The organism is uncultured Phascolarctobacterium sp. (assembly GCF_934190775.1).
GTDB lineage: Bacteria > Bacillota > Negativicutes > Acidaminococcales > Acidaminococcaceae > Phascolarctobacterium_A.
Genome location: NZ_CAKPTG010000004.1, coordinates 76462 through 94323, shown reverse-complemented (window position 1 = coordinate 94323; position 17862 = coordinate 76462). Strand labels below are relative to the sequence as shown.

General features: G+C 47.4%; 15 protein-coding genes, 1 tRNA gene and 1 riboswitch. Of the genes, 2 read left to right on the top strand and 14 right to left on the bottom strand.

Going from position 1 to position 17862, the window contains the following annotated elements; all coding sequences use genetic code 11:
- Nucleotides 1-89: 89 nt before the first annotated feature.
- Nucleotides 90-644: a hypothetical protein gene (locus tag Q0G26_RS03400; RefSeq protein WP_293828593.1), complete on the top strand. Its 555-nt coding sequence runs from the start codon at nucleotides 90-92 to the stop codon at nucleotides 642-644.
- Between the two features lie 119 nt (nucleotides 645-763).
- Here Q0G26_RS03400 and Q0G26_RS03395 read toward each other — a convergent pair whose 3' ends face one another.
- The 4 genes from Q0G26_RS03395 to Q0G26_RS03380 form a co-directional block, all read right to left on the bottom strand.
- The gene (locus tag Q0G26_RS03395; RefSeq protein WP_293828591.1) at nucleotides 764-2350 is read right to left on the bottom strand and encodes an AAA family ATPase; all 1587 of its coding nucleotides are present in this window, start codon (nucleotides 2348-2350) and stop codon (nucleotides 764-766) included.
- A gap of 106 nt (nucleotides 2351-2456) precedes the next feature.
- A tRNA-Ala gene (locus tag Q0G26_RS03390) sits at nucleotides 2457-2532 on the bottom strand.
- Nucleotides 2533-2606: 74 nt separating this feature from the next.
- Nucleotides 2607-3851 carry a peptidase T gene (pepT, locus tag Q0G26_RS03385; RefSeq protein ID WP_293828589.1) on the bottom strand — a complete coding sequence of 415 codons (1245 nt, stop codon included), beginning with the start codon at nucleotides 3849-3851 and terminating at the stop codon, nucleotides 2607-2609.
- Between the two features lie 259 nt (nucleotides 3852-4110).
- A complete protein-coding gene (locus tag Q0G26_RS03380; RefSeq protein ID WP_293828587.1) occupies nucleotides 4111-5661 on the bottom strand; it encodes an AbgT family transporter in 1551 nt (516 codons plus the stop codon).
- Between the two features lie 251 nt (nucleotides 5662-5912).
- Here Q0G26_RS03380 and Q0G26_RS03375 point away from each other — a divergent pair, with 251 nt between their 5' ends.
- A complete protein-coding gene (locus Q0G26_RS03375; RefSeq protein WP_293721710.1) occupies nucleotides 5913-7109 on the top strand; it encodes a pyridoxal phosphate-dependent aminotransferase in 1197 nt (398 codons plus the stop codon).
- Nucleotides 7110-7166: 57 nt separating this feature from the next.
- Here Q0G26_RS03375 and Q0G26_RS03370 read toward each other — a convergent pair whose 3' ends face one another.
- The 10 genes from Q0G26_RS03370 to Q0G26_RS03325 all read right to left on the bottom strand — a co-directional run bounded on the left by Q0G26_RS03370 (nucleotide 7167) and on the right by Q0G26_RS03325 (nucleotide 17802).
- Nucleotides 7167-8330, bottom strand: coding sequence for a CoA transferase (locus tag Q0G26_RS03370; protein ID WP_293828585.1), 1164 nt, complete (start codon nucleotides 8328-8330; stop codon nucleotides 7167-7169).
- A gap of 42 nt (nucleotides 8331-8372) precedes the next feature.
- Nucleotides 8373-9596, bottom strand: a complete 1224-nt coding sequence (locus Q0G26_RS03365) for a class I SAM-dependent rRNA methyltransferase (RefSeq protein ID WP_210684686.1) — start codon at nucleotides 9594-9596, stop codon at nucleotides 8373-8375.
- Between the two features lie 102 nt (nucleotides 9597-9698).
- Entirely contained in the window at nucleotides 9699-10739 is a 1041-nt protein-coding gene (locus Q0G26_RS03360) for a hypothetical protein (RefSeq protein ID WP_293828583.1), read from the bottom strand.
- A gap of 121 nt (nucleotides 10740-10860) precedes the next feature.
- Nucleotides 10861-12564, bottom strand: coding sequence for an AAA family ATPase (locus tag Q0G26_RS03355; RefSeq protein WP_293828580.1), 1704 nt, complete (start codon nucleotides 12562-12564; stop codon nucleotides 10861-10863).
- 143 nt (nucleotides 12565-12707) lie between these two features.
- Entirely contained in the window at nucleotides 12708-13529 is an 822-nt protein-coding gene (locus Q0G26_RS03350) for a MetQ/NlpA family ABC transporter substrate-binding protein (protein ID WP_276865251.1), read from the bottom strand.
- Between the two features lie 87 nt (nucleotides 13530-13616).
- A riboswitch (SAM riboswitch) is annotated at nucleotides 13617-13717 on the bottom strand.
- 107 nt (nucleotides 13718-13824) lie between these two features.
- Nucleotides 13825-14391 (bottom strand): Fe-S-containing hydro-lyase, encoded by a 567-nt coding sequence (locus Q0G26_RS03345; protein ID WP_293828578.1) that lies wholly within the window; start codon nucleotides 14389-14391, stop codon nucleotides 13825-13827.
- 15 nt (nucleotides 14392-14406) lie between these two features.
- Entirely contained in the window at nucleotides 14407-15252 is an 846-nt protein-coding gene (locus Q0G26_RS03340; protein WP_009145044.1) for a fumarate hydratase, read from the bottom strand.
- Nucleotides 15253-15310: 58 nt separating this feature from the next.
- On the bottom strand, nucleotides 15311-16537 hold the full coding sequence (locus Q0G26_RS03335) for an NADP-dependent malic enzyme (RefSeq protein ID WP_277230098.1): 1227 nt from the start codon (nucleotides 16535-16537) through the stop codon (nucleotides 15311-15313).
- A 195-nt stretch (nucleotides 16538-16732) separates the two neighbouring features.
- Nucleotides 16733-17212, bottom strand: coding sequence for a metallophosphoesterase (locus Q0G26_RS03330; RefSeq protein ID WP_293828576.1), 480 nt, complete (start codon nucleotides 17210-17212; stop codon nucleotides 16733-16735).
- Nucleotides 17209-17802, bottom strand: a complete 594-nt coding sequence (locus tag Q0G26_RS03325; RefSeq protein ID WP_210684688.1) for an XTP/dITP diphosphatase — start codon at nucleotides 17800-17802, stop codon at nucleotides 17209-17211. Before Q0G26_RS03325 ends, Q0G26_RS03330 begins: the two co-directional genes overlap by 4 nt.
- Between the last annotated feature and the right edge of the window lie 60 nt (nucleotides 17803-17862).

The window sequence follows — 17862 nt, the reverse complement described above, 5'->3', positions numbered from 1 at the left end:
ATATTCAAGCGATTTCTGCAGTTTTTTTTAGATTTTTTGTAGAAAATTCATCAGCATGCTATAATACAGATAAAAGTGAGGTGCGTGCTATGAATTTTATCGACAGCTTCTGCAGTAACATAAAAAAGGTAATTGCCCTTATAGCTTTAATGCTCCTTTTAACGCTCGTTATTTTAATATTTACGCATACATCATTAGGCTATTTTCTTGTGCTACTGCCCATAACACTGCTGATTATTTACCTTTTACATAGGATAAAAAAACTTGATCCGGAGAACGCTTTCATCTATAACTCAGTTTTAGTAATTCTGCTTTTCATTTTTATCCTCTTTGATTTGCGAAAGGACATAGTGCTGCTTGGTTGCTTCGCTTATATTATCCATCTATTGATGGCATACCATCTGATCCTGAAGCCGCCTGCCATAACGCAGCAGCAGGAAAAAAATGATATAGAATCAGACACTATCAACGTCACCGGCTCTTTTATCACCTATGACGACACCTGCCCCGATGATGGCGAGGACTATGGCCCTGAAGGCAGTGTTATCTGGGGCCCGCGTACTATCGAAGAAAAGATTTATATCAACGGCAAATGGTACATCAACGAAAACAGCGAGGAATGGGAAGAAAACGAAGGCTGCTGAGCAATTAAATAATTTACGCAGACGCTCATATGCATGGGCGTCTTTTTTGCGCACAAAAAAGCGGTCTTACCAAAGTAAGACCGCTAATTAACAATTGGTGGAGACGAGGAGAATCGAACTTAATTTTTGAACTCTTCTATAAGGCATTCGTGCTTTTTGCTTTTCCTATCGTAGTTTATACCGATAAACAGGATGTTATCGGTATATTCTTTGATGGATTCCTGATACTGCTTCTTTTTAATCTGGTCAATTGCAGTCTTGGCATCTTGGTTCCATTTCAGTTCAACTACTAATGCCGGATGGTTTTTTCTATATTCCGGCTTAGGAATATAGACAATATCAGCGAATCCTTTGCCTGCAGGAAGTTCTCTTTTGGGCTTGAAATAGAAATTCATCGTTGCCAGAAAAGCTTTGTCTAAGACGTAGCTCAAAGAATTTTCGTCATTGTACTGAAGTATCGAAACGGATGTATCATGAACAGCTTCAATAATCTTAGCAACTTCATTGTTGTCTTTTCTATTAACCGCAGCAAGTAGTCTTTCGGATTCTTTGAGAAAGTCTAAAATCTCTGTCCATTTTACGGACTGTACAGCCTTCTGAAATTCTGTCCTGATTTCTTCATTAGGAATTTCGGCGGTTTCTTTTTCAGGACTATAAGCAAGATAACCTAGATGGATGAGCAGCGCAAGCACATCATTCTTGTCATCAAAAGAATCCATATCATTCTGGAAGAAATAGGGATTAACCTTTACGCTTCCACCTGCGAGCAGCTCAATAACATCCTTGCGTAATCCGTCAAAGTCAATACTGATAAGGTCTTTAACAGATTCGTAAGTCCCGCTCTGAAGCCAGTAGCTCTGAAAGTTCCCCTGCAGGATCAAATTAGTTACAGCAAAAGGATTATAGATGTGCAGGCCACTCAGCCTGTAGCCGTCGTACCAGCGCCGTATATTGCCGAAATCTTTGTTGTAAGTTTTGCAAAGTACTGCTACTTCTTCTTCCGTAAAGCCAAAATAGGGAGCAATCGGTCCGGGGTTTATCATAGTGTATTCCATGAAGTTATTCAATGTCGACTGCGTTTTATACTTCTTTATAGGCAGAATGCCTGTAATATAAGCAAGCGCAATAAAACGTCTTGCCCCTGCTCCTTTGAACAGACTGCGAAGAAACGCGATATATTTTTCATGGGTTTCTTTTTGCTTGGGTGCGGCACGGAACATAGCATCCCATTCATCGATTATGATGACAAATCTGTTTTCAGTAGCCTGATTAATATAGTTCAGTGCTTCGGAAACCGTCTTGGTATCTGACGGTATTGTCTCAGGATAAGCCAGGTTCAACTCCTCCAGAACACTCTGGGTTATGTATTCTATAGTATTTTCAATGCTTTCTGCGTTGTCAATGCATTCCTGAACATCGAAGTAGATTACATCGTATTTGTTCAGGTGCGTTTTAAAGCTTTGGCAGTCTGTAATAGCAAGTCCTGCAAAAAGCTCTTCAGATTTGCTCTCCTTACTGTAATAGGCTAGGAGCATATCAGCAGCCATTGATTTGCCGAAACGGCGCGGACGACTGCTGCAAATGAATTTCTGGGGCGTATTGATGAACTGGTTAGTGAAATCGATAAGCTTGGTCTTATCGACATATATTCTGGCATTCACTGCTTCTTTAAAGGCAGTATTTCCAGGGTTCAAAAAGATTCCCATGTGTTTCTCCTTCCTTCTTACATACTCTATTACATTATAACATTTTTGGTGTTTCAAGGGAATACAAAAAAGCGGTCCTACCAAAGTAAGACCGCTAATTAACAATTGGTGGAGACGAGGAGAATCGAACTCCTGACCCCCTGCTTGCAAGGCAGGTGCTCTCCCAGCTGAGCTACGCCCCCAAAAGGCTTCGCGCGCATTTGCGTCGGAAACAAGTAAGATTTTACAGGAAAGCGACGCATTTGTCAAGCATTTTTTATTTGGTAATCAACTCAACCAGCTTCAAAGTCATCAGGCAGGATTTTTCCACTGCAGCCATCGGCATAAACTCGCAGTTGGAGTGGAAGTTGAGCGCGCCGGTGAAATAGTTCGGCGTCGGGATGCCCTTGGTGGAAATAAAGGAACCGTCGGTGCCGCCACGCATAGCGATATCCTTCGGCTCGATATCCAGCTCCTTCATTGCTTCGAAAATGTACTCAACGCATTTTCTGTTGTCATCGTTCAGCGCATCGGCGATGTTGCCGTACACGTCGGTGATGTTCAGCTCAATGCCGGCCTTCGGATTCTTGGCCTGTACATATTCCACAGCATGACGGATGAACTCCTTGCGTGCTTCATACATCTTTTTATTATGGTCGCGGATTTTGATATCCAGAGTTGCTTCCGCAGCGTTGGATTTGATAGCCTGTACCCAGATAAAGCCTTCGGTGCCTTCGGTGTGCTCCGGAGTCTGCATTCTGTCGAAACAGTTGATGATATCTACGGCAACCAGGGCAGGGTTAACCAGAGTGTTCTTAGCGGACATCGGATGTGCGGTTACGCCCTTGATTTTAATGTGTGCGCTGCCTGCGTTAAAGGTCTGGTAAACGACCTCGCCCAGCTCGCAGCAATCAATGGTATAAGCAAATTCAACCGGGAACTTGCTGAAATCCATCTTCTTGGAACCGCAAAGGCCAACCTCTTCATCCGGAACGAAGGCTACATAAATTTCGCCGTGCGGACGGTTTTCCTTAATAATAGTTTCCAGTGCTACCATCAGGTTGGCAACGGCAACCTTGTTGTCTGCGCCCAGTACGGAGGTACCGTCGGTGGTAATCAGGTCGCTGCCGATATATTTGTTCAGCTCGGGATGCTCGCTTACCTTAATATAGATTTGCTTTTCAGCGTTCAGCAGTACATCGCCGCCTTGATAGTTTTTCACAATCTGCGGATGTACCTCTGGAGAAAGGTTTACGTCAACGGTATCCATATGCGCAACCCAGCCTACATTCGGCACGGGAGCGTGGCCTGCAGGCAGGTTAGCCGGCAGACGACCGGTCAGCACGCAGAATTCGCTGATTTCCAGGTCTACCAGACCAAGCTCAGCCAAATCCTCCTTCAGCAGCTTTGCCATATCCCATTGGCCGGGAGTACTGGGGACAACAGCACAGCCCTCCTTACTTTGGGATGGTACGGCAGCGTAACGTAAAAAGCGTTCAGTCAAACGTTCTTGCAAAGACATTTTCAAAGACCTTCTTTCATAAATACATATAACACCCTTCCGTCTGCTCGCTATGCTCGCAGCCACATCCCCTTAAAGGGGAGGCAAGGTGAATTAGCTATAGGACAAGAGAGGAGCTTGCATCGATGTCACCCCTCTCCGCCTCGACAAGCTCGGCACCTCTCCCCGAGGAGAGGCTATCTTCATTATATCATCTCTGAAATAATATTACAGTGAAACTTTCCAAAGCAGATGCGCCCTTATCACTCGTCTTCAAACACTACATTCTACGCGGGTATACGTAGTCTGCCTGCAAACCTAAAGGTATATCCATAAACCAGAAAGCATACAGCATAATAGTCAAAGTAACGAGCAACGTAATAGTATACGGCAGCATCAGGGAGCTCAGTGTACCGATACCGGCGCTCTTCACATACTTCTGGCAGTAGAGGATAATCAGCGGGTAGAACGCGAACATCGGAGTTACAACGTTAACCGCGGAGTCACTAACGCGGAAGGCAACCTGAGTCAGCTCCGGCGCAATGCCTACAGCCATCAGCATCGGCACGAAGATAGGTGCCAGAATCGCCCACTTAGCGGAAGCAGAGGTGATAATCAGGTTCAGCATCGCAACGAAGATGATGATGCCGAAAATAGTTACCTGCGGCGGCAGTGCCAGAGATTTCAGGAACTCTGCGCCCGCAATCGCAATCAGCGCGCCCATGTTGGAAGCACCGAAGGCATAGAGGAACTGCGCAGCGAAGAAGTAGAATACAATCAGCTGCACCAGAGTTTTGGTAATATCCTCCATCGCAGTGGTTACATCCTTCGGAGATTTGAATTTTTCTACCATCACGCCATAGGTCAGACCGACAGCGCCGGTGAAAACAAACAGCAGGGAAACGATGGACTGCATAATCGGCGCCTTGAAGCTTGCCAGCATACCCTTATCATCGCGGAAGATAGAATCGGCAGGCAGCAGCAGGTACACGAGCAGCGCAACCATCACGATCAAAAGGCCGGTAGCAGCATAGAAGGCACGGTTTTCCTTGGGAGTTACGGCGGTGTTTCCGTCCTCGCCTACCTCGATATCATCATCGAGCGGGCAGTTTTTCCACAGCCACGGCTCTACAACCTTTTCAGTTACCCACCAGCAGCTGGGGATTACGAGGAAGGTAGCACCGAAGGCGTAGAAATAGTTGCACAGTACGTTAACCTGATAGGACGGGTCGATAATCTGCGCAGCGCTCTGGGTGAAGCCCTGGATAACCGGGTCAATCGCGGACGGAGTATAGTTGGCAGCGAAGGCACCCGCAATACCTGCGAAGGATGCGCCAATACCTGCCAGCGGATGCTTGCCGCTCGCATAATACATGTATGCCGCAACCGGGATGATGATTACATAGCCGGTATCGGGGCCAAGATGGCTCAGCATACCGACGAGAATAATAATCGGGGTAATCAAAAACTTAGGCGTAATCGCCAGGATTTTTTTCAGCGCAGTATTAATGTAGCCGGAGCCGTCAGCAATACCGATACCCAATGTAGCAACAATTACCATGCCCAGCGGAGGGAAGCCGGAATAGTTGGTAACCATCTTGCTTAACAGGTCGACAAGGTTTTTGCCGCTCAACATATTGTTGACTACGATTTCCTTGCCGGTAGTTGGATGCACATAACCAAAGTGCATCGTCGAAAGAATTGCTGACATAATGCAGCAGATGATAAACGCACCTATGAACAAAATCGTGATATCGGGGATTTTGTTGCCGACGCGTTCAATCAAACCGAGAATTCCGCCGGTCTGATTTTTTGCTTGCGTTGTTTGCATAAGGGACAATCACTCCTTCAAAAAATTAAAAATAACGTCCTTATTATAGCATTTTTTTAATATTTATGCAAAAGCATTCTGCGAACGACAACCATTTGCTAAACTGTTTCTTCAAAAAGTGCTTGCGTCAAAAAGTCAAATGTATACAGTATTAATATTTTACTATATACAATCTCGGCAAAATCTGTGCTATAATAAACAAAGCAGTTACAACTGCCCCAAACAATAAATAATAGCAAGGAGTTTTTTTCATGATACTTTCTCAACGTATTCAAAGCCTGACAGCATCTCCTATCAGAAAGCTGTCCCCGTATGCTGACGCAGCCAAGGCTGCAGGCAAAAAGGTTTATCATCTGAACATCGGCCAGCCTGATATTGCCACTCCAGCACAATTTATGGACAGCGTGCGTGAATTCCAAGCACCGGTAATCGCCTACAGCAATTCCAAGGGCGAAATGTTCCTCTTGAAAGCTGTACAGAAATATTATGCAGAAAAAGGCATGGATTATGCTATTGAAGATATTTTCGTTACCAACGGCGGCAGCGAGGCCCTGATTTTCGCAGTTATGGCTCTGTGTGACCCCGGCGACGAAATCATGGTTTTCGAACCCTTCTACGCTAACTACACCACCTTCTGCAAGGAGTTCGGCGCTAAAATCAACGCTGTTCCTACCAGCGTAGAAAACGGTTACCACCTGCCCAGCGAAGAAGAAATCGAAAAGCACATCACTCCGAAAACCAAAGCTATTCTGCTCACCAACCCCGGCAATCCTACCGGCGTAGTTTATACCGAAGCAGAGCAGGACATGATTTCCCGCATCGTGCGCAAGCACAACCTGGCTTTAATCGCTGATGAAGTATACCGTGAATTCGTTTATGACGGCGCATATCGCAGCTTCGGCACTATGCCCGAGCTGGATGACAACCTGATCATAATCGATTCCGTTTCCAAACGCTACAGCGCTTGCGGTGCGCGCATCGGCTGCATCATCAGCAAAAACAAAGAGCTCAGTAAGCAGGTTATCAAATGCTGCCAGGCTCGTCTGTGCAGCCCGATTCTGGAGCAGGTTGGTGCAGCAGCTCTGTACACCACTCCGGCAAGCTATCTGGAAGAGGTTAACAAGGAATACAAAAAACGCCGCGACACCATCGTTGCAGCTTTGAAGAAGCTCCCCGGCGTAAAGGCTTCCGACCCGAAGGGCGCTTTCTACATCATGGTTAACATGCCTGTTGACGATGCAGAAAAATTTGCTATCTGGACTCTGGAAAACTTCGCTATCGACGGCGAAACTGTTATGTTTGCTCCCGGCAACGGCTTCTACAACACCCCCGGCAGCGGCATCAACGAAGCACGCCTTGCTTATGTATTAAAGAGCGAGGATCTGGAGCGTGCAATCTACATTCTGGGTGAAGCTCTCAAAGCATATCCCGGCCGTGTAGAAAAATAAGCTCACCAAAACTTTAACAAAAAAATCAGACCTCCTGAAAATTCAGGAGGTCATTTTTTATTTTGTCTGCAATGCTTCCGCCAGCAGCTTTTCATCAGCAATAGCCTGCGACAGCACCTGCTGGGTGTCCTCGCCCAAGCGCGGCGCACGCTTTTGCAGTGCGGCCGGCGTTTCGCTCAGCTTCATGGCAAAGCCCAGCTGCCGGTAGCTGCCAAGCTCTGCATCCTCTACGTTCAGCACCATCTCGTTGGCCTTGGTCTGCTCTGCGTCCACCGCCTCGGCAAAATCCAGCACCGGCGTTACGCAGGTATCCCTGCCTTCCAGCAGCTGCTCCCATTCGGGCAGCGTGTGCTTGGCAAATTCCAGCGTCAGCTGCTGCTTTAAGTAGTCATGGTTAGCATCATCATCTATCAGGTCCGTCATATCGGGGCGCTGCAGTACAGCGCACAGGTTGCTCCAGAACTTCTTTTCCAGGCAACCCACCGCAAGGTAGCGCCCTTCCTGCGTCGCATAAATATTGTAGTTGGCGTTGGCGCCAGTCAGCCAGTTGTTGCCGCGCTCCGCCACAAAGCCGCTGCCGAAGTACAGGCTGGCAGCACCGGGCATCAGCGTCATCGCCACATTATACAGCGAAATATCTATTTCCTGCCCCTCGCCCGTCATCTGTGCATGGCGCAGTGCAATCATAATGCTCATGCCCGCCGCCATCGACGCATTCATATCCGCCATCAGCACGCCCGGAATCGCCGGCTTGCCCTGCGCCTCACCGCTCATAGCGGTAATTCCTGCCAGGCTCACGTAACCGATATCATGGTCGGCCTGCTTGGCTAGCGGTCCCTTTTTGCCGTAGCCCGTCAGCGAACAGTAGATAATTCGCGGATTCACCGCCTTCGCCGCCGCATAGTCAATGCCCAGCTTCGTCAGTACACCCGGACGATAGCTTTCCACCACCACGTCGGCGGTTTTCACCAGCTCCAGAAACGCCTTGCGTCCCGCCTCCGATTTCAGGTTGAGCACTACGCTCTTTTTATTGCGGTTCAGCTGCAGATGCCAGTAACCGAAATCCTTGAGGAACGGCGGAAAGCTGCGGGCATAATCTCCCCGCCCCGGCTCTTCGATTTTGATAACCTCCGCGCCGAAATCGGCCAGCAGCATCGTACAATACGGTCCCGGCAACAGCCGCGACAAATCAAGCACACGAATACCCTCTAACGCCTGCACAATAACGCCCCCTTAACAGCAGCATATTTTTAGACTGAGTTTTTATACTACCTGGAAGATATAGAATTTGAGATAATTTGTTTCCGGCACCTGCCACAGAATCGGATGGTCCGGAGATTGCTGGCGCGCTTCAATCTGACGCAGAGAAACGTTGGCGTCATGCGCAGCGTCCTGCAGCATCTTCACAAACAGCTCCTCCTTCATAAAGTGTGAGCAGGAGCAGGTTGCCAGATAACCGCCGCGCGGCAGCAGCTTCATGGCCTTCAAGTTAATTTCCTTATATCCGCGAATCGCATTCTTCACCGTGCTGCCGGATTTGGTAAATGCCGGCGGGTCCAGAATAATAAAGTCATATTCACGGGAATGCTTGTTGAACAAATCGCTCAGCAAATCAAAAACATTCGCCTGCAGGCCGTGCATAACATCGGAGCAATTGTTAATCGCAGCGTTATGCTCCGCCATCTGCACTGCCTCCGCACTGATATCAACAGCGGTAACACTCGCAGCGCCGCCCTTGGCAGCGTTCAGCGCAAAGGAACCGGTGTGGGTGAAGCAGTCCAATACATGCTTGCCCTTGGCAATCTTGGCAATCGCCTGACGGTTATACTTCTGGTCGAGGAAGAAGCCTGTCTTTTGGCCGTTTTCTACATCAACCGTATACTCGATGCCGTTTTCGACAATCTCGGTAGTCACAGCGCCGGGTTCGGGGCACAAATCGGTAGCAAACCAGTGCTTACCCTCCTCCATGCCCTCCAGCAGGCGGATTCTTACGTCGTTACGCTCGTAAAGACCGCGGATTTCCTGTCCCATCTCGCGCAGAATTTTAATCAGCAGCTCAAACAGCATCTGCTTGCGCATTTCAATGCCCAGGGACAGGGTTTGCGTTACCAGCAAATCATTATAGCGGTCTACAGTCAGGCCGGGGAACATATCCGCTTCGCCGAAAATCAGACGGCAGCAGTTAAAATCACGCTCGCCCATAACCGTCAGACGGTAATCCAGCGCATAGCGCAGGCGGCGCTCCCAAAATGCTTCGTCAAACTTATCATTAGTATTGGTGGAAATGATGCGCACACGGATTTTGGAATGGTCGTTCACAAAACCGGTGCCCAAATATTTGCCCTTGGACGTTACAACATCCACCAGATCACCGTTGGCATACTCGCCTTCGATTTTAGTTACCTCTTCACCGAACACCCAGGGATGACCGCCGCGTGCAGCGCGCTCTCCCTTCGGGGTTACGAAAAATTTTGCATATTTACGCATATTCTACCTCACGATTTTAAGATTAGTTTTTCTTTAAGTATAGCATATTTCTGTCATTAGAAAAATACACTTTCTCCAAGACTTAAACTTTTAGCCAAGGGATTAAAATTTAATAGAATTTACCGAGCGTTCCAATACAGGAGCCAGTTTAGAAGCCAACTTGGCATTGAAAATATAGTCATAAGAAATGTAATTTCCGTCCTGTATAAAAATATAGGCAATACTGTGACTGGTAACATCATCAAAGCTGCTTTTAATACATGGTAAATTATTTACAACAGTAAATTCATTTTTGATATTTCTTGCTGTTCTGACCTCTGATTTTAACTGCTTAATAATCTTTTTATCTAAATCAGCCTGCTCTGCAGCCGAAAGATTAGCAAGAGATTGCGGATAATAGGAATATTTAGGATTATCAGCTATTTTCTGCACCATAATGCCCGTCATCATATCATCATTACTACCTAACATTTGATGGTCAAAGGCAGATCCTGCATTATACACATCTTCCGGCAGCTCATAGCTATACCTATTGTCAGGAGTAGCAAAACGTTTCCATTTAGTACCAATCTTGATAGAAGCAATCATCTCATTCATGGTTGATGCCTTGAATTTTTCATAATAGTCAGCCTCAATATTGAAACGAAAATCAATCATATCATTAGGAGTAAAAAGAGTATAGTTATCCATTATAAAATCAGGTGTTTTAGGCTGGGCATTAATTTTTCTGACAACATGCAGTGTTTTTCTGCCATCCAGCTTAATGATTTTGTTTTCTATAAGCTCAGCATCCTTTTCTGTAGCTATTTCCTTCTTCAGTTCAGCAAGTACTTCATCTATAAATTTAGCAGAATTAGGACCAGATTTATCTATAGGAGTTACATAGATAAACATTTGCACATTAGAATAGTTTACTTGAAAAATTTTCTCATTATCGGGCGTATACTCACCTTTAGTCAAAAAGCCTGCAGGCATCAGCATAGAAATGGCATTTTTCTCATCGTTAAAAAGCTGCTTGGATTGCTGTACGGATACCTGATTATTTGCAACTGACATTTCCGCCTGCACCGCTGCTTCGGTAGGACTGCAGACATTAATTGGAATAAAGGCTAACATAGCGGCAACTAAAATTCTTTTAAACATTGTACCATCTCCTCATATAAGATACTTTAAGTATAGCATATTTTGTAGGCGGATGCGTCAAAAAAATAAAAAGCAGGCCCACAGCCTTACCTTCTGGTAAAGCCACGAGCCTGCAAGCTATCTACAGCTTTTCTGCCACAACTCTGCACCTTTTCTTGCAGAAGGCTATGCCGTAAAGCAAAACTTTTTCTCTGCCATTATTATGCAGATACTCTGCGTAGCGTTTTGCGCGAATCTGCGCCAGCGCCTTCGCACAGCTTTTCTCCATCGCCGTCATCGTCTGCGCATACTTCAGCTCTACGATTACGCCGGCATCCAAATCATCTGTTTCAACAATAATATCCGCAAAGCCCTCGCCCGCTTCCACATTAGAGCGCACCAGCCAGTCTGCCTTTCCTGCTAGCAAGCCTACCAAAAGCATGTGATAGGAGTTTTCTCTTTCCTCATCCCTGCCCTTAACATCAAAAACGCTGATGGAATTACTGAGCGTCCTGTTCAAAAACAGCTCCACCGCCTCGCTGTCACCCATGGCGAAAGCCTGCCAAAAGCTCTGCAGCTGCTCAGTGTCGGCAAAAACCTTCTTTTTAAACCATTCCTGAATCTGCAGCTTGTACACCTCGCGAATCTCCTGATTGGGGATCACCAGCTTATACGCGCCATCCCCTGTCACACCCTTCTGCGTAAGATAACCGGTGGTAAAAAGCACGCTCCAAAGATTATCTATGCTGCTGTCTATTTCATCATAGGTCAGCTCCAGACGCATATGCTTTTCTATAGCCTCGCCTGCAACCAGACGCTCCAGCTCATCACGCGTCGATTTATCGGCCATCTCTATGAAGAGCTTCACCAAAGCATTGCCACTGGTATTTATCCAATAAGCCTGCGGTTTTGCCGACGGATTGCTGCGCAGCACATCAACATGGTTGATAACATCCCACGGACAATAAACATCCGCATCACCGAAGCGATAACCGTCATACCACGCCTTGGTTTCCTCAAGATGGTCTGCCAGATTATAAGCCGCCAAAAGCTGCTCTACCTCAGCATCCGTAAAGCCAAACTGTTCATCAAAGCGGTTATCGGTAATCGAAAGCACCTTAAAATTATTCAGGCCGGTAAAAATGCTTTCTTTAGAAACACGCAGGCAGCCCGTCAACACAGCAAACTGCAGAAACTCGTTAGTCTTCAAGGACTGGCCGAGCATACCGCGGATAAGTGACACCATTTCCTTATAATAGCCGTTCTGAAAAGCCTTGTCCAAAGGCACATCATATTCATCAAGCAGGATAACCGTTTTTTGTCCGTAATGCTTAGATAAAAGCTTCGATAAAAGCTGCAAGGCAGAAACCAAGACTTCATCTGCCAACGCATAACGTCCCTCGCGCACCGCCGTCAATCCGCAATATAAGCTTCGCTCATTTTCCGTCAGCTTATCGCTCTGCGCTAAAAAAGCAAAGCGCTCCGCTTCTCCGGCAATCAGCTCAGCCAAACGATACTGCGCATCGGCAAAGGTAAGTCCTTCTACATTCTTAAAGGAAAGAAAAATTACCGGATATTTCCCCTGATACTCCTCGCACAGCTTCTTGTTTTTGGCAATCTGCAGGCCGTCAAACAACGAAGCAGCTGCTCCTATCTCGAAGAAATAGCGCAGCATACTCATATTCAGCGTCTTGCCGAAGCGCCGCGGTCTTGTAAACAAATTAACCTTGCCCCAGCCGTCCAGCAGCTGTTCAATGAATTTTGTTTTATCAACATAATAAAAACCCGCCTGACGAATTTCCGCAAAATCTTCTATTCCCACAGGCAGTTTTAAAGCTTCCGTCATATGCTAAGCTCCCCCTTTCCGCAGCAGTAAACCGTTTTCCGTCTTTTTTATAATTGTATCATTATTACACCTGCATCGGCAACAAAAATTTGCTACATAAAAAAGCTGTCGCACTTTGACATGCGACAGCAGTTTTGCTTTGGTTAGAACGCTGCAACAACAGCGCCTTTGTATTTATCCTCGATGAACTTCTTAACTTCGGGAGAACGCAGAGCATTCATCAGCTTCTGGATTTCCGGACGGTTTTCGTCGCCCTTGCGAACAGCAACGATGTTAGCATACGGAGATTCCTTCGGCTCGGTGAACAGAGAATCCTTCACCGGATTCAGCTTAGCTTCCATAGCGAAGTTGGAGTTGATAACGGACAAATCGGTATCATCCATGGAACGCGGCAGCAGAGCAGCTTCGATTTCCACAATCTTCAGCTTCTTGTCGTTGCCAACAATATCGCCTACGGTAGCCTTAACGCCAACGCCATCCTTCAGCTTCAGCAGCTTAGCGCTTTGCAGCAAAGCCAACGCACGGCCGCCGTTGGACGGGTCGTTCGGAATAGCGATTTTAGCGCCTTCCGGAATATCATTCAGGGATTTGATTTTCTTGGAATAAATACCCATCGGCTCGATATGTACCTTGCCTGCGGATACAAGATTCATCTTGCGCTCGGAAACGAAGGTATCCAGATAAGGCTCATGCTGGAAGAAGTTGGCATCCAGCTCCTTGTCGTTCAAAGCCAGGTTCGGTTTAACATAATCGCTGAATTCGATAATCTGCAGGTCTACGCCCTCTTTAGCCAGGGTGCCTTTAATCTGGTTCAGGATTTCAGCGTGCGGTACAGCGGTAGCACCAACCTTCAAAGTAACCTTTTTGTCAGCACCATTGTCTGCCTTTTTGTCTCCGCCGCCGCAGCCTGCAGCAACAACTGCCAGGCTTACTAATGCCAGTAATGCAACTAATAATTTTTTCATCTTCTCTTACTCCCTTTCTTTATTTAACACGTCTTGCAAAACATCCGCCTAAGAAAAAAACTCCTTCTGAGGAAGGAGCTGGTCTTCCTCTCATCTTTCAAGATTACACTTGCAGGATGTAGCACCATAACATTTGTCTGGTTGCCGGGCATCATAGGGCCTGTTCCCTCCGCCACTCTTGATAAGAGCGTGTTATTAAGATGTGAGTAATAATATATTATCCTAGTGTCTTTGTCAACATTAATCGCAAAAAAAATTAAGGGCAGAAAATTCTGCCCTTAATCTGTTAACAATGTTACTCTTTTCTGTATTTGGCAATACCAACTTTATAGAAGTCATTGCCCTCGCTGTCGATGCAGACGATTGCCGGGAAATCCTTAACCTCGTATCTGCGGATAGCTTCCGGTCCCAGGTCCTCGTAAGCAATCATGGTTTCGCTCTTGATGGATTGGGTGATAACAGCAGCAGCACCGCCTACAGCAACGAAATAAACAGCGCCATGCTTCGCGCAGGCATCAATAACCTCCTGGCTGCGCAGACCTTTGCCGATCATGCCGCGCATGCCCTGCTCGATCATGGTCGGAGTGTATTTGTCCATACGGCCGCTGGTGGTAGGGCCGGCACTGCCGACAACCTCGCCCGGTTTGGCAGGAGTAGGACCAACGTAATAAATAACATTATCGGTCAGGTCCAAAGGCAGCTTTTCGCCGCGCTCCAGCGCTTCATACAAACGCTTGTGAGCAGCGTCGCGTGCAGTGTAGATATAACCGCTGATGCGTACAACGTCGCCTGCATGCAGGTCTTTGACAGTTTCTTCGGTCAGCGGAGCATTGATATATTTGATTACAGCTTCTTCACTCATCTTCAGGCGCCTCCTTTAAATTTCTGCTTCAGCCTTACGTGCCTGGTGGCAGTTGAGGTTTACAGCACAGGGCATACCACCGATATGGGTATGGGTAAATTCAACATTTACAGCCAAAGCGGTAGTGCTGCCGCCTAAGCCGGAAGGACCTACGCCGGTCTTGTTTACCAGCTCCAGCAGCTCGTCCTCCAGTGCCGCATAGCGCTCATCCTTGTTGTGCTCGCCTACGGTACGTGTAAGAGCGTATTTTGCCAAAATAGCGGCACGCTCCATATTGCCGCCGATGCCTACGCCGACGGTAATCGGCGGGCAGGGGTTCGGGCCTGCTGCACGCACGGTATCAACAACAAATTTTTTGATGCCTTCAACACCGTCTGCCGGCTTCAGCATTTTCAAAGCGCCCATGTTTTCGCTGCCGCAGCCTTTGGGGCAAACGATAATTTTAACCTTTTCACCGGGAACAATCTTGGTGTGGATGATTGCCGGAGTATTATCACCGGAATTTTTACGATCAAATACCGGGTCGCCTACAGAGGATTTACGCAGATAGCCTTCAGTGTAGCCCTTTGCTACGCCTGCATGAATGGCAGTATACAAATCGCCGTCAACGAAATGTACTTCCTGGCCGATTTCCAGGAATACTACGGTCAGACCAGTATCCTGACACAGAGGAACAGCTTTTTTCTTAGCCAGCTCGAAGTTCTCAATCAAGGTAGCAAGGATTTCCCTGCCCAAAGGAGATTCTTCTTCAACAGCGGCATTTCTAATCTTGTCCATCATCTCCTGCGGGAGATAGTAGCAGGAATCCATGCACAGCTTGGCAATAACATCAGTGACTTCACTAACCTTTATTTCTCTCATGTTTTCATCCTCCTAAGCTCACATTGTCATTGTGAGAATAATATTTGTATACTGCGGCTTAACGGCCGATGCGTTTAGCAGTATTGGCTCTTACAACCTCAGGATCTACAATTTTGCGTGCCAGGCCCTTTTCAATAGCAACCTTAGCAACAGCGGCAGCAACCGCCGGAGCAACACGCGGATCAAAAGCGTCAGGTACTACATAGTCCTCACGCAGGTCTTTTTCGTCAATCAGGTCGGCAATAGCATAAACAGCGGCAACCTTCATATCCTCGGTGATAGCGCGTGCGCGTACATCAATAGCACCGCGGAATACGCCAGGGAATACGGTTACGTTGTTTACCTGGTTCGGTCTGTCGCTGCGGCCGGTGCCGGCAACTGCAACGCCTGCTTCCTTAGCAGCATCATAGCTGGTTTCCGGAACAGGGTTAGCCAAAGCAAAAACAATAGCCTTGTCAGCCATGCTCTGCATAATTTCTTTGGTGAATACGTTCGGAGCGGAAGCACCGATCATAACGTCCGCACCCTTGGCAACATCAGCAAGAGTACCCTGCTTATGCTCTTTATTGGTTACGGTAGCCAGATAGCTTTGGATGCGGTCCAGCTTAGCGTCGATGCCTTCGTACAGAGCGCCGAAGCGGTCAACCATGATTACATTTTGTGCGCCCATGTTTACCAGCAGACGGCCGATAGCACTGCCGGCAGCACCGCAGCCGTTGACAACGAATTTAGCGGTAGCAATGTCTTTTTTAACAAAGCGCAGTGCGCCCAGTACAGCAGACAGGCAGGCAATAGCGGTGCCATGCTGGTCATCGTGGAATACAGGAATATCGCAGATTTCTTTCAGCTTATCTTCGATTTCATAGCATTTGGGAGAGGAAATATCCTCCAGGTTAACACCTGCATAGTTAGGCTGCAGCAGCTTAACGGTGCGGATGAATTCGTCCGGATCCTTGGTATCGAGGCAAACAGGCACAGCGTCAACATCGCCGAAGGTTTTGAACAGTGCAGCCTTGCCTTCCATTACCGGCATAGCAGCTTCGGGACCAATGTCGCCCAGACCGAGTACACGGGTACCGTCGGTAATAATAGCAACCATGTTGCCGCGGCAGGTATATTCGAAGGAGAGGTTTTTGTCCTCCTTGATATCCTTGCAGGGTTCAGCTACACCCGGGGTATAGGCAATAGCCAAATCATGACGGGTTGCAATAGGCACCTTGCTTACTACAGCAATTTTGCCATTATTATCCATATGTAATTTAAGAGCTTCTTCACGCAGAGTCATTGTCATCTTTTTTTCCTCCCAAAAGTTCCCGACGTAAGCTGTCTAAAAAATCATTAGCTCCGTCCAATAAATAGTATACACTTATTGTATATTAAACTACCCTGTTTTGCAAGATGTTTTCTGTGTAACCTACATCATTTTAAGGAATTGTCAAAAGATTTTTGCTTACTGCGCAAAATTTTCTTAACCAAAGAATCAGACCTTGAAGAATTCCACCTGCGGTGTCTGCCCCGCCTGCAGCGTAAGCACTGCAAAGCAAGGCTCCGAGCCGCCGCGTGGGCGGGACGGACTGCCGGGATTCACCAGCAGCGTTTCCGCATAATACTCGGCCATCGGCACATGCGTATGCCCGAACACCACGATATCCTGCCCCAGCTGCTTGGCCCAATAGCCCAAATCAGCCTGCACATTTATTTCTACATATCTGTGTCCGTGCGTCAGCCAGATTTTATAGCCTTCTATTTCCAGGTATTCATCGAATTTACTGCCGTCATCCAACAAATCACAGTTGCCGCGCACACGCACGGTTTTTATGCCTGTCGCATCATGCAGGCGGTTGGCGTCGGCCGCATAATCGCCTGTATGCAGCCACAGCTCGATAGGCGGTGTCTGCTGCAGAATGCGGCGAATCGCCTGCGCGCTGCCATGCGTATCACCTGTAATGCCTATTCTCATTTCTTTTTGCTCCAGATAGCAACCAGCTTACGGATTGCCTTACCGCGATGACTGATTTTGTTTTTCTCCTGCATGGTAGCCTCTGCCATACCCTTGTGCAGCTCGGTGGACCAGAACAGCGGGTCGTAGCCGAAGCCGTTTTCACCCAAAGGCTCATGCAGCAGCATACCGTCGCAAATACCATCTACCTCATTGAGCACCTTGCCATCGGGTTGTGCTACGCACAGCGCACAGCGGAAGCGGCAGGTACGCTTAACCTGAAACTTCATGTTGTGCAGCAGCAGGTTGTTGTTGTCCTCGTCGCTGGCCTTTTCGCCGGCATAGCGCGCACTGCGCACACCGGGAGCACCGTCCAACGCCTGAACCTCCAGGCCGGAATCATCGGCGATGCAGGGCTTGCCCAGCTTCTTTGCATAATAGGTAGCCTTTTGGCGGGCATTGGCAGCAAAGGTGCGGCCTGTTTCCGCCGGTGCTTCTACTGCATCAAAATCTGCCAGATATTTGATTTCAATCGGCAAATCCTTCATTAAAGACTTAAACTCTTCCACCTTGCCCTGATTATGGGTAGCTACAACCAATTCATTAATCATTATTTAACCTCGATTCTTAGCTTAAAACGCATATTTATTTGGCAGCGTCCTAATGCTTAT

Excerpts from the sequence above, each read along its gene's own strand:
- Q0G26_RS03325 (WP_210684688.1), bottom strand. The coding sequence starts at position 17,802 with ATGATTAATGAATTGGTTGTAGCTACCCATAATCAGGGCAAGGTGGAA.
- pepT (WP_293828589.1), bottom strand. The coding sequence starts at position 3,851 with ATGTCTTTGCAAGAACGTTTGACTGAACGCTTTTTACGTTACGCTGCC.
- Q0G26_RS03375 (WP_293721710.1), top strand. The coding sequence starts at position 5,913 with ATGATACTTTCTCAACGTATTCAAAGCCTGACAGCATCTCCTATCAGA.
- Q0G26_RS03330 (WP_293828576.1), bottom strand. The coding sequence starts at position 17,212 with ATGAGAATAGGCATTACAGGTGATACGCATGGCAGCGCGCAGGCGATT.
- Q0G26_RS03345 (WP_293828578.1), bottom strand. The coding sequence starts at position 14,391 with ATGAGTGAAGAAGCTGTAATCAAATATATCAATGCTCCGCTGACCGAA.
- Q0G26_RS03360 (WP_293828583.1), bottom strand. The coding sequence starts at position 10,739 with ATGTTTAAAAGAATTTTAGTTGCCGCTATGTTAGCCTTTATTCCAATT.
- Q0G26_RS03400 (WP_293828593.1), top strand. The coding sequence starts at position 90 with ATGAATTTTATCGACAGCTTCTGCAGTAACATAAAAAAGGTAATTGCC.
- Q0G26_RS03380 (WP_293828587.1), bottom strand. The coding sequence starts at position 5,661 with ATGCAAACAACGCAAGCAAAAAATCAGACCGGCGGAATTCTCGGTTTG.
- Q0G26_RS03355 (WP_293828580.1), bottom strand. The coding sequence starts at position 12,564 with ATGACGGAAGCTTTAAAACTGCCTGTGGGAATAGAAGATTTTGCGGAA.
- Q0G26_RS03340 (WP_009145044.1), bottom strand. The coding sequence starts at position 15,252 with ATGAGAGAAATAAAGGTTAGTGAAGTCACTGATGTTATTGCCAAGCTG.
- Q0G26_RS03335 (WP_277230098.1), bottom strand. The coding sequence starts at position 16,537 with ATGACTCTGCGTGAAGAAGCTCTTAAATTACATATGGATAATAATGGC.
- Q0G26_RS03350 (WP_276865251.1), bottom strand. The coding sequence starts at position 13,529 with ATGAAAAAATTATTAGTTGCATTACTGGCATTAGTAAGCCTGGCAGTT.
- Q0G26_RS03365 (WP_210684686.1), bottom strand. The coding sequence starts at position 9,596 with ATGCGTAAATATGCAAAATTTTTCGTAACCCCGAAGGGAGAGCGCGCT.
- Q0G26_RS03395 (WP_293828591.1), bottom strand. The coding sequence starts at position 2,350 with ATGGGAATCTTTTTGAACCCTGGAAATACTGCCTTTAAAGAAGCAGTG.